At 46.5% G+C, this 11,649-nt stretch carries 9 protein-coding genes; 6 read left to right on the top strand and 3 right to left on the bottom strand.

Annotated features, from left to right (window positions below):
* Window positions 1–4: 4 nt before the first annotated feature.
* Both HUF13_RS12105 and HUF13_RS12100 read left to right on the top strand, forming a co-directional pair.
* On the top strand, window positions 5–1,285 hold the full coding sequence (locus HUF13_RS12105; protein ID WP_173475376.1) for a DUF4912 domain-containing protein: 1,281 nt from the start codon (window positions 5–7) through the stop codon (window positions 1,283–1,285).
* Window positions 1,285–2,898: a glycoside hydrolase family 57 protein gene (locus tag HUF13_RS12100; protein WP_173475375.1), complete on the top strand. Its 1,614-nt coding sequence runs from the start codon at window positions 1,285–1,287 to the stop codon at window positions 2,896–2,898. The genes HUF13_RS12105 and HUF13_RS12100 overlap by 1 nt, the downstream gene beginning before the upstream one ends.
* Window positions 2,899–2,994: 96 nt before the next feature.
* On the opposite strand, the gene HUF13_RS12095 is transcribed toward HUF13_RS12100, so the two are convergent.
* From HUF13_RS12095 to HUF13_RS12085, 3 genes are all read right to left on the bottom strand, one after another.
* Complete coding sequence (locus HUF13_RS12095; RefSeq protein WP_304039123.1) at window positions 2,995–4,617, bottom strand: hypothetical protein; 1,623 nt, start codon at window positions 4,615–4,617, stop codon at window positions 2,995–2,997.
* A gap of 71 nt (window positions 4,618–4,688) precedes the next feature.
* Window positions 4,689–6,575, bottom strand: a complete 1,887-nt coding sequence (locus HUF13_RS12090; RefSeq protein ID WP_173475374.1) for a UbiD family decarboxylase — start codon at window positions 6,573–6,575, stop codon at window positions 4,689–4,691.
* A 4-nt stretch (window positions 6,576–6,579) separates the two neighbouring features.
* Window positions 6,580–7,092 carry a hypothetical protein gene (locus tag HUF13_RS12085; RefSeq protein WP_173475373.1) on the bottom strand — a complete coding sequence of 171 codons (513 nt, stop codon included), beginning with the start codon at window positions 7,090–7,092 and terminating at the stop codon, window positions 6,580–6,582.
* Window positions 7,093–7,237: 145 nt separating this feature from the next.
* Here HUF13_RS12085 and HUF13_RS12080 point away from each other — a divergent pair, with 145 nt between their 5' ends.
* From HUF13_RS12080 to HUF13_RS12065, 4 genes are read left to right on the top strand one after another with little or no spacing between them, the layout of a single operon-like run.
* Window positions 7,238–8,713 carry an oligosaccharide flippase family protein gene (locus HUF13_RS12080; RefSeq protein ID WP_173475372.1) on the top strand — a complete coding sequence of 492 codons (1,476 nt, stop codon included), beginning with the start codon at window positions 7,238–7,240 and terminating at the stop codon, window positions 8,711–8,713.
* Window positions 8,714–8,741: 28 nt separating this feature from the next.
* On the top strand, window positions 8,742–9,578 hold the full coding sequence (locus HUF13_RS12075) for a glycosyltransferase family 32 protein (protein ID WP_173475371.1): 837 nt from the start codon (window positions 8,742–8,744) through the stop codon (window positions 9,576–9,578).
* The gene (locus tag HUF13_RS12070) at window positions 9,575–10,600 is read left to right on the top strand and encodes a hypothetical protein (protein WP_173475370.1); all 1,026 of its coding nucleotides are present in this window, start codon (window positions 9,575–9,577) and stop codon (window positions 10,598–10,600) included. The genes HUF13_RS12075 and HUF13_RS12070 overlap by 4 nt, the downstream gene beginning before the upstream one ends.
* Window positions 10,601–10,609: 9 nt before the next feature.
* A complete protein-coding gene (locus tag HUF13_RS12065; RefSeq protein WP_173475369.1) occupies window positions 10,610–11,560 on the top strand; it encodes a glycosyltransferase family 8 protein in 951 nt (316 codons plus the stop codon).
* Window positions 11,561–11,649 lie beyond the last annotated feature (89 nt).

Below are 11,649 nucleotides of genomic sequence, written 5' to 3'. Positions count from 1 at the left end.
CGAGATGACTACTAAGAAGAATGATGAAATTGTAAAGAAGGCCGCAACGAAGGCTGCTCCGGCCAAAAAGGCTACGAAGGCAACAGCGAAGACTGCAAAGCCTGTTGCAGAAGCTTCGGCAAGTGCTGAAGATAAGGCCGCAAAGAAGCCTGCTGCAAAGGCAGAAAAGAAGACGGCTACAAAGGCCGCCGAACAGAAGGTTATTGCTAAGGTGGCAAAGAAGCCTACTGCTGTGGCTGAAAAGGTTGCAGCAAAGGCTGCTCCTGCAAAGAAGACCGTGAAGACCGCTAAGGCTGCTGACAAAGCCGAAGCTTCGACCAAGACTGCAAAAGTTTCGAAAACTGCTGCGAAGGTTTCTGAAAAGACCGCTGCTTCGGCAAGCTCAGCAACCTATGTGAAAGCTGTGAAGAAAGTGGTGAAGGCCGTAACGAAGGCTAAGAAGGTCGATGTTGAAGTTGTAGAAACTCCGGCTGCAAAGAAGGCCGCCAAGGCCGCCGCTCCGGAAGCTCTTCCGCAATCTTTTGATGCCGAATACCTCGTGCTCATGCAAAAGGATCCGAACTGGATGCAAGCCTTCTGGGACGTTTCTGAAAAGAGAATCAATGCCGCAAAGAAAGGCAAGGGCAAGCTTGTTTTGCGCTTGTTTGACATTTCGAACGACCTCACGGTTAAGCGTAAAAAGAAACTCAAGTTCCACGATATCGAAGTTCCGGCAGATGCACGTAGCTGGTATGTCGAAAACAAGGTAACGCAAAATTGTTCGGCTGCAATTGGCGTTGTTTCTGCTGGCAAGTTCGAACCGCTCGTTGAAGCTGGTCCAATGCAGACGTTTACGCTCGAAGGTTCCGAAGTGAATACGGATAACATATTTGTTCGTGCTTCGCTTGGCGGTGCTGCTATTGGCGGCTTCGGCAGTTCTGGACTTTCCTCGATGTCTGCAAAGAACTGGCTTGAATCGCTTTCGAGTTCCTCGGGCTCCATGTTCTCGGGCGCACTTTCCAGTGCAGCTCTCAAGAGCAACAAGCTTGAACTCCCGAAGGATACAGTGAATTACGGCAAGGACTTCTTCTTGTGGGTGAAGACTCGCTTGATTGTTTACGGTGGCACGCGTCCGGACGCTCATTTGCAAGTGCGCGGCGAACCGTTCCCGCTGAATCCGGATGGCACTTTCAGCTTTGAAGAAGACCTCCCGGATGTCACAAAGATCATTCCTGTCTTTGCAACTGACAAGGATGGCGATTTCCCGACTACAATCGTTCCGATTGTCGTGAAACGCACGGAATAATGGCGAAGCCCGGTAAAGTTCATCTTTTGCTTCACGCACATTTGCCTTTTGTGCGTGAACCCTCTTACGACCGGTTCTTGGAAGAGAACTGGTTTTTTGAGGCTATGGCAGAGACGTACTTGCCGATTATCCAGATGCTTAACCGCCTGGAAGAAAAGGGCGTGCCGGGCACTTTGAATTTTAGTGTATCGTCAGCACTTTTGGCGATGCTTACGGATTGTTCGCTTTTGGACAAATTCTCGCGTCATTTGCATAAACAACTTGAGTTGTTGGAGCGTGAGAAGGTCCGATTGCAGAATGATTCCGAAAAGATGGAGGTGGTGAATTTTTACTACCGCCGTCAAATTGCTTTAATCAATACGTGGGAGCGGGATTGCAATTGCGAAATTGTTCCTGCGCTTAAACGCTTGGTGCAGATTGGAAAAATCAACCTGCTCACTTGCGTTGGGACGCATCCATTTTTGCCTGCGTACCAGAACGATGTCGAAGCGATTCGGCTCCAATTAGAAATTACAGTTCGCGCTTTCGAAGAGGCTTTTGGCAAAAAGCCGCGTGGCTTGTGGCTGCCGGAATGTGGCTATTTTGAAGGCCTGGACGCCATCCTTGCAGAATACGGATTCAAGTATTTCTTCTTGGAAACGCATGGCGTACTGCTTGCAAAACCGGCGCCGAAGTATGGCGTTTTTGCGCCGATTAAGACGCCCGCAGGGCTTTATTGCTTTGGACGTGAACAGAGCAGTTCCATGGAAGTCTGGAGCCGCAAGACTGGGTACCCGGGGCATCCAGAGTATCGCGAGTTCTTCAAGGACATTGCGCACGAACGCGAAGATGAGTATTTAGGCGATTATTTCTTGGCGGCAGGAACGCACATCGAGACGGGACTCAAGTATTACCGCATCACGGGAAGCGAAGACAAGAAGATTTATCGCCCGTGGAATGCACTGCGGTTGGTCGAAGACCATGCGCGTTTGTTTGTTGCGAACCGCGAAGAGACTGTTTCGAATTTGCTCCCGAATATGGATGGCAACAAGGTCTCGATACTTTGCCCGTACGATGCGGAACTTTTTGGACACTGGTGGTTTGAAGGTCCGCTGTTCATCGAAAAGATGTTTGAACGGGCGGCAAGCTCGAATGTTGTCGAGATGGCTTCGCTCGAAGATTCTGTGCCGTCGTTGAATGTTGCGGGTAAAGTCGCAGATCCTGATGTTCATGCGCCGATTTTCTCGTCGTGGGGCGAGGGCGGTTTTGGCGAAGTTTGGATGAACGATGCCGTGACTTTTGAATACCCGCTGTTCTTTAGAATGCGCGCGATGATGAACGATTTGAAAAAGCGTATTCATGGGGCAGTGCGCGGTTCAAAGGTTGCAACCGTGAAACGATTCTTAGCGCAGATGGCGCGCGAACTCGTGTTATTCCAAGCATCTGACTGGGCGTTCATGATTCATAATAATTCGGCTGCGGATTACGCGCGTAACCGTTTGAACGGACATTATGAAAATGTCTGTGCGCTTTATGCCGAGGCTGTCAAGGCAAAGCCGAATTTGCAATTGCTTAAAACGTTAGAACAAAAGAATAACTTGTTCCCGTGGATCGGGGAATGTTTTACGTCGTAGTTGTAAGACTAGAAATTATGGATCCCCTACGCTTCGCTTCGAGGATGACGATCCCTAATCACTAACCACTTCTAACTTCCTACTGTCTACTTCCTACTAATAAATCACTATAAAACTAGTTGTCTTGCCTTTGTTGACGACACGGAAGCGATAGATTCCCGGAGCCATCATCGATTTGACTTGATCTTCTTGCAAGCAGAAAGAAGTTCCTTCGTATTTTTCTTGCGAGATTAAATCGCCACGCCTGGTGCGGAGCTCGATAAACTTTTTGTCCTTAGGAAGCGGCGCGAAGCAGAGAGGACCATTTCTCCATGGAACTGGGAATGCGTGCGGAGCGGAATTGCTGTTTGAAATCGGGATGTTTTCGGATTTGCCCAAGCGACTGAAAATCCATGTCGAGGAATCGCTGGTTGCCAAAGTTGCTGTAAGGCTATCGAGCGTTTTATTGCTTGAGATTTTGTAAATGGAAGCTTTGCCGTCGTTATACACAACAACGGATGCTTTACCGATAAAGTTTGCAAAATCAACAGAGTATGGAACGGAGTAATTTTTCGGAATACCATAAAATTCGAACACAAGGCTTTCGAGATTCGGTTTGATGGAATCTTGATAGTAGAAATTGGCATCGCGCCATCTTGGCTGATCTTCATTAATCCAATTTTTCTTGTCGATGGCTGCGGTGCGGGAGCCCGAGAATGAAAGCCGGACTGTGTAATCGTGGAAAATGCTGTCGGCGTCATACTTGAATGTTTTTAGTGCCGATTCAAGTTGGTATTCGAAATTTTTTGTTGGATTTGCGTAATAACTTTCCCAAATAAGTCTGTCCAAATCTTTAGAAACATGCAGGTATAGATAAAGGAATAGCGTTGATGCTCCATAGTTACTTGTATCTTCTGACAGCGGAACACCCATGCTGTCGAGTAATTCAGGTATGTAACGAATATAATCGTCAATTTTTGGATTGGTTATTTCTTCAAATCCTGTGGCGGAGGCTTCGAACCAAAATGAGAAATTTACATTTAAGTCGAGATAGGTGAGTTGTATAGCATGGTAGAATTCGTGGAAAATTGTTACACGAAGTCCTTTTGCCCATTCATCTGTATAACTGAAATTGTATGAAAGATTGAATAACGGATTTTTTGTTTTGGGATAAGTGCAGGTGTTGCCATGAACGAAGATGGTGTCGTTATAGTTATAGCGTGAACATGTCCAGTAGAAATCGTTTTCCATGAAAATTTCCGAGGTGTTGCCAAATGGCATGGTGATGGCGAAGTTTTTGTCGCATCCTGAGTCTCCGAATAAGGTGTCCGCGGCTCTAATTTGATTGATGTCGACGATTTCAACCGGGTACAAACCTTGCTTGACAGCTTGCTGGAAATGATAACTAATGCTTTTGCCTTTGGGCTGGTGCATTTTATGTTGGTTGATGTAAAAGTTCCATGCGCTTTCTAAAATGGCGGCGGTGCTATCTGCGAATGGCTTTGTGGTGGCGTGGGGCCCTGTTAATACATACATCACTTGAAAGTGCAGTGTTTCAATAGTGTAGACGGAGTCGTAAAAATCTTCGACTTTGCATTTTTCTTTGGACTCCTCGTATTGGGGCTCGTGTTTGACGCTTGCTTGGCCTTTGTCTTTTAATTGCTTTTGATTTTTGATGAACTCCAAAGCGTGCATTGTACCGCATTCGCCTCCGTAGGCGTGCGTATAAGTGGCTGCCACAAAAAAACATAATGCAACAAGAATGATTAATTGTAAAGGTGAAAAACAACGTAAATGTTCTTGGCGCATTATTAGTCTCCAATATCTTTAAGAATTTGTTTGGCTCTTGCTTTAATTTCGGCTGGTACAGTCAATTGTTTTTGATGCTGCGGTTTGACTCGTGCATCAATAATCAATGGGGCTTTGCATTTCCAGTGCTTGTCGCAAATGGATTCGTCTAATCCGTAAATGTCTTGTGCCGGATCGGAACGCGTGAATGTAAGCCACAGAAAATCGCTCAATATGTTGTCTGCGTTTAACGCACCTTCGTCGATGATGGAAATCCAAGGGTAGTTTTCGCGGAATTCCCAGCGGGCGAGGGCCGCCTTGAGGTTTGCGAAATGTTCTGCTTTGCTGCTTGCGTCGAAAGTCGCGGAACTTTCGAGTAAGATAACGCCTGGCATCACGATTGTTGCCTTTGAGAATTCCTGTGGAAGTTCGAGCGATTTTAAATCTTCTGGATTGTTGCGGAGTTCGCGGCACTTCAAGCCTGCCGCGGCCATCACGACTTTGGAACCGTGGTTGAGGCTTGTGCCGGTGTAATCGAGCGTGTCAATGGTTGTTGCAGTCTGGAAATGCAAATCGCGGTCGAAATGGATGCGTTCGAGAATGTGCGTAAAAAATGCGGGTACGTTGTTTACATCGAGGCCTGCGGCATTATTTGCTGCTTTATTAGCTGCTTTATTAACGGCATTCCCTTCAACGTCCTCTTTTGCTGCTATTAGCAGGTACTTGGTGAGGCTTGCCTGGTTGAATCCGAGCAACGCATTAGCCGTCTTTAAAAGTTCCATCGGCTCGCGTTCTTCTGGGCCTGCGTAGGGGCGGAATGCTTCCGAACCAAGCGCTAGGCAGAGCGGGTGGACGCCTGCATCATCGACCGCATGGAGCCCGTAAACACCCGGGAGCGAAGCGGGAACCATTGGCTTCGTGATTTTATGAATGAATTTCCCAAACAGCGTGTCTTCTTGAGGCGGGCGCCCGACAACCGTGAACGGAAAAATGGCATTCTTTTTACAGAGCACTTTTTGGACTCTCATGCAGGGAAAATCGTGTTTGCCGGAGTAATAGCCGATGTGGTCTCCAAAGGGGCCTTCGGGTTTTAAACCGGGTTCGAGTTCTCCTAAAATACAAAAATCAGCATCGCTAGAGACAAGGTAACCATTGTATTCAAAGTAACGGAAACGGCGATTACCGAGCATTCCTGCGAACAAAAGTTCCGAAAGGTTTTCGGGCATGGGCATCACGGCTGCAAAAGTGTGCGATGGAGGCCCGCCAATAAAAATGCTCACCTTGAGCGGTCGGCCTTCTTCAATGGCTTTTTGGTGATGGCGGGCGATGTCGCGCTTGATTTGGTAATGCAGTCCGCATTCTTCGTTTGGAATGTATTCGTTCCCGGAAATTTGAATGCGGTACATGCCCACGTTCGTTTGCATGATGCTTGCGCTTTCGCTTGGGCGTGTGGCGACTTGCGGGAGCGTGATGAACGCTCCGCCGTCTAGCGGCCAGCTGACCAACTGCGGCAAGTCCTGCAAGCTGCATTCTTCAAAATCCTTGATGCTTCCCGAACGCATTGGAAGCGATGCTAGCCCTGCGCGAGCGGCCTTGAAAAGCGTTTTCGGCGATTTTAACGCGTTTTTAAAAAATTCGACCGGATTTGCCTTGAAATTTACAGCCGCTTTTGTCTGCTCGAATCCGTCACGGAACAAAAAATTGAATCGTTCGTCGCTTCCGAAAATGTTACAGGCTGCGCGGAACTTGCTCCCTTTGACATGTTCAAAAAGCAGCGCCGGCCCGCCTTGTCTAAAATTTTCCCTCGCGATTTCGGCCATTTCTAAATGCGGATCGACCTCGGCGTGAACACGTTTGAGCATTCCCGCCTTTTCTAAATCCAGCAGGGCCTGTTCGAGGGACTTGTACATGATGCTATCCGGCTGTTGCGGATTGGTCTAAGGCTTCGAATGCCTGCGTCTTTTTCTTTGCTTCTACAAATGCAATTTGTTCGCGAGCCATTTCTCTAGCGGGGATGGCGTAGACCATGCTTGCGCTTGCCATGACAATCGAGAACGTGTCTTCGGCAAAGTCCTTGCATCCCTGGAAAGTCATGCTGTCGTAGCAAGTCGTGATTCCCTTGACGGAATCGAACTTGTGATTGGCGGTAAAACCGCGGAATGGGCCTTCGCCAAGGCGTGCTGCAATCTCGATTACGTTTTCGGTCTTGCCTGGAGTGACCGCTCCAATGATGCCGGTCCAACTTAATTTTCTGAAGCCAGCAACGATAGTGTAGCGGATAAATTCGCCCGGTTCAATGCTTTTTGGCAATGTGTAATAGAGTACGGCGTTTTTCCCAACGGACAAGGTCATTGGCGCATAGCGCATGATATCAAGCGTATCGGAAAGAGAGCCGTGTTGCCAAGAAGTTTGACTGAATTGAACCATGACGTATAATGTAGTAAATTTTTTTGTTATTTACGCATTTTGTCGAAATTTTAGGTCTATTCATCGGAATGTGCATTTTGTGCGGGTTCCCTTTTTAAATAGTATTTTCTAAATTGGAGTTCTACTTTTTTTTGTTGTTGACCTTATGGATTCTATACAAGCAGATAAAAAATATTTACAGAAAAGTACCTTAATTACGTTAGTGGGAACGGGACTCAAGGTGATTGCTCCGGTTCTTACGATTGTTATTGCGCGTGTATTTGGCAAGGAAATCTTTGGTATATATGTTTCAACGCAGCTTTTGGTGCTGACGCTTGCCCGCGTTTCGGTGATAGGTCTAGACAAAGGCTTGCTGCGCCATTTGCCGCAAAATAAGGTGTGTGGCCGCCCTGCTCATGAAGGAATCATTGAATCGCTCAGGTTGGCGTTTGTGATTGCGCTTGTTATTTCGAGCATTATCTGGGTGGGCGCGTATTTTGGCTTGCAGAGTATTTCTACCGGGCTTGCGATGCTTTCGTCGATAGAAATTTCTTTGTATGCACTTTCGATTGTTCCTTATACCATATTGCTTTTGTTTGCTGGCGCTTCGGACGGCAATAGGCATCCGCAGTACAAGATTTTTATCAATGAATTTGTGGTGATGACGCTGGCACCGGTTATCGCTCTTAGCCTCCACTATACAGGTTTTGATGATAAATTGGCGCTCCCAGTGGGCTTTTTTGCTTCGAACATGCTGGGTATTTTCGTCTATATCTTCTTGATTAATAAACAGTTTCCCGAAATTGAGTGGTTTACAAATAAATTTGTGCCGAAGGAACTGTTGAACTTTTCGATTCCTATCGGTTTTACTGAAATTATTGCTTCGTTCTTGCTCCGCGTGGATATGTGGATGGTGCTTGCTTTGCTTGGCCCTGAGGCTGTTGGCATATACGCAGTGATGGTCACTGTTTCGAACGGGCTAAAAACAATTCGCAGCAGCTATGACCCGATTTTGCAGCCCGTTGTGGCGGGAATGTCTAGGGAGCGTTTAAAAACGGATTTGAAACCGGTCTTTTCGTATTGCGTTTCTATGGTGACGATTATCCAATTGGCAATTGGCTTCTTTATTGTGTTGTTCCCTGAACAGACGATGATGATTGCCGGTAAGTCCTTTATTACTAAGGAAAATCCGGTGGCTGTTTTTGGAATTTTGATTATCGGCAACTTGATTAACGGTTTCTTTGGCTTGTCGGGTGCGGTGGTGACTGGGCTTGGCAAGAGTAAGTTTATGCTCATGATGAACATCGTTTCGCTTGTATTTGCGGTGACGATGAACCGTATTTGTATCCCGATCTTTGGCATTGCGGGGGCGGCTCTTTCTTGCATGTCGTATCAGGTGTTGCAGTGTATCTGGATGAATGCGTATCTTCGTCGAATGGGTTACTGGCCGTATCAAAAGAGTCTTATCATTCAGGGCATTTGGATTGTTTCGTTAGTGACTGTTTATATTGTTTTGAATACGGTGTTTTCTGCAACGCTTTTGTCCAAAGGTGTCTTTTATGGAGTTGTAATACTTCTGCTTCTGTTGACTTTCTGGAAACAGGGCCTTGCAAAAAAGAATTTATCTTCGGAAAAAAATTAGCTTTGAATTTTTTAATAGATTATAAGATATGATACCTAAGAAAATACATTACATTTGGCTTTCCAATGATCCACTTCCGCATTTGGCTCAGCTTTGCATAGAAAGCTGGAAACGTCATTGTCCCGATTACGAAATTATCCATTGGGATATGGCGAAATGCCAAAAGATTATCGACACGGTTCCCTTTGTGCGTGAAGCGGTGGAACAATCGAAGTGGGCGTTTGCAAGCGATTATATCCGTCTTTACGCAGTAGCCACGGAAGGTGGAATTTATTTAGATAGTGATGTTTATCTGTACCGCAGTTTTGACGAGCTTTTGGACAATCGCTATTTTACGAATATTGAGTTTACATCACATTTCAAGAGAAATAAGTCTTGGAAATTGCTGAATGAAGATGGCACGAAAAAGAATAAGGATTTGATTCCGATTCCGGGACTTGCTTTGCAGGCGGCAATTTTTGGCGGCGAAGCGAATCATCCGTTCCTTAAAAAGTGCATGTCTTATTACGAAAATCAAAAGTTCATATTGCCGAATGGCAAGTTGAATATAGACAATATTTCGCCTTGCGTTTATGCCCATACGGCAATAGGTTTTGGCTTTGTCTATAAAAATCAGTTACAGCACTTGGACGAGGGAATGACCATCTATTCGAGCAAAATCTTTTTGCCAAGTTGTGATGAAGTTGACTACAAGCCGCTTGCTATTCACGTGACAAGTGGGAGCTGGAGACCGTTCTCGCATCGCATTGTGCGTTTCTTTAGACGTTTGCCGCTTATTTTGGTGAAAGCCTTTAAGAAAAAAATTACGATTGATGATGTCTTGAATAGCTATGAATCTAAAAAAGCTATAAGTATTCAGGAATGATTATGCCTTCTGTCAAGTATCTTTTTGTTTTGACAAGTTCCCCGAAGGATTTCTTTTGCGAGCAGACGCTTGTGGCGATTGCATCGCTTCGCGACCACAACCCGAATGCCTTTGTAACGCTTTTGACTGACGATAAAACAGCGGCAACGCTCACGGGCTCTCGTGCTGCATTGAAAGAAGCTGTCGATGAACTCAAGGTTTTGACGCTTGATGAAAAGTTTACGCCGATGCTCCGCTCTCGTTATCTCAAGACGGTGATGCGTAATGTGGTCGATGGCGACTTCTTGTACATGGATTCGGACATCGCGATTGTCGATGACCTCTCGATTCCGGACGAATGGCGCGGTGGCATTTACGCGGTGCTCGACTTCCATACGAATCTTTCGAAAGCCATTAACCGCAAGAAGGTCTTGAATAACGCCAAGATGATGGGCTTTTCGCCGATTCTGAACGATGAAATTTTCAACGGGGGCGTGATGTTTGCCGCCGATACGCCGGAAGCCCGCGAGTTCTTCAAGACTTGGCACGAACTGTGGCTTTACTGCGTTTCCAAGAATTTCCCGTACGACATGGCTTCGCTTGCCGAGACGAACTATAAGTTCGGTTATATCACGAAGAAGATGGATGGCGGTTGGAATTGCCAGCTTGCTTATGGCAACCGATTCTTGCCGACGGCAAAGGTGTTGCATTTCTTCGGCTCGCGCATTATCGATACGCGCGGTCACAAAGTTCCGGAATCGATGAACTTGTTCTTGCCGAAAATTTTGCGCAAGGATTTTTACACGAACTTGAAGAATCTCCCTGTGACCGTGAACGCAGACAAGTCCATTCACATCAACGAGTATTACGATGACGTGATTTTGCATGCCAAGGAGGCGTTTGAATTCCAAACGAGAAAGGTCGGTGCTGCTGGCGCTTACATCATCCGCTCTTACGCGTTTGCAAAATCGCTCGCCTGGCTGTACAAGAAAGCACCGATTCTCGTGAAGCCGCTTGAATGGCTTGGAAAACTTTTTAAGTAAACATTGGTAATGGCTATGGAACAAATTCACATCCCGGTAATCCTTTCGAGCGACAATAACCAGGTGAATGCCATGGCTGTTGTGATGACGTCTGCCATTGAAACGGCGAGCGAAGGATCGTACTACGATTTTTATTGCTTTTTGTCGGACAACGTAACCGAAGAAAATCGCGAACGTTTGTTAAAGTGCCGCGAAAACTCTCGCAAGAATTGTTCCGTGACGCTGGTGGACATGTCTAAGTATTTTGACAATAATGCCATCCAGTACAGTGGCAAAGTCGGGATGGTGCATTCTGTGACAACGCCTGCGCTTTATCGTTTGAAAGCTCCGTCGGTGCTTTCGCATTTGGATAAAGTTTTGTATCTCGATACCGATACGATGGTGCGTACGGATTTGCGTGAACTTTTTGAAACGCCGATGGACAATGTTTACATGGCGGGCGTGCCTGTCGTTTGGGCGCAAATCAAAAAGAGCGATCGCAATCGCTGGCTCAAGCAAAGCGGGATTCCTGGCATGGACTTTTACGTGAACAGCGGTGTGCTTTTGATGAACCTCAAGGCCATGCGCGAAGACGATGTGGAAAGCAAGTGCTTAGCGCTTGTGGGCAAAAAGGAATTTGCTCCGCTCGACCCTGCTGATCAGCTGATTCTGAATTACGTGTGCTACGGAAAAATCGGTTTTGTGCCTTGCCGCTACAATGTGACCATGAGCAATATCAAGCATGCTAAGCGAATGACGGCGCTGTATTCTGCAAAAGAAGTTCGCGAAGCGTTTGACGATCCGTCCGTGATTCATTGGACGGGTGCGGGCAAGCCATGGAAATATTACGATGTGCTCTTGGCGCACGAATGGTGGCGCCGCTATATGCAATCGCCGTTCAAGGACGTTCCGCTGAATCGCATGGCAAAACCGGGAACACTAGGCAACTGGTGGCGCCTCCTCAAGAAAGTTTTTAAGTGAATTTGTAAAAAATATTTTCTGAGCCGTTCTGCGTTTGTCATGCCCGCCTTGAGCGGGCATCTCCAATTTGCTAAAAATTTATCCTGTTA

The sequence above is a fragment of the Fibrobacter succinogenes genome (assembly GCF_902779965.1).
GTDB classification, from domain to species: domain Bacteria; phylum Fibrobacterota; class Fibrobacteria; order Fibrobacterales; family Fibrobacteraceae; genus Fibrobacter; species Fibrobacter succinogenes_F.
Note: the sequence above shows the minus strand (reverse complement) of the source record. Positions and strands in the feature narration are given on the sequence as shown.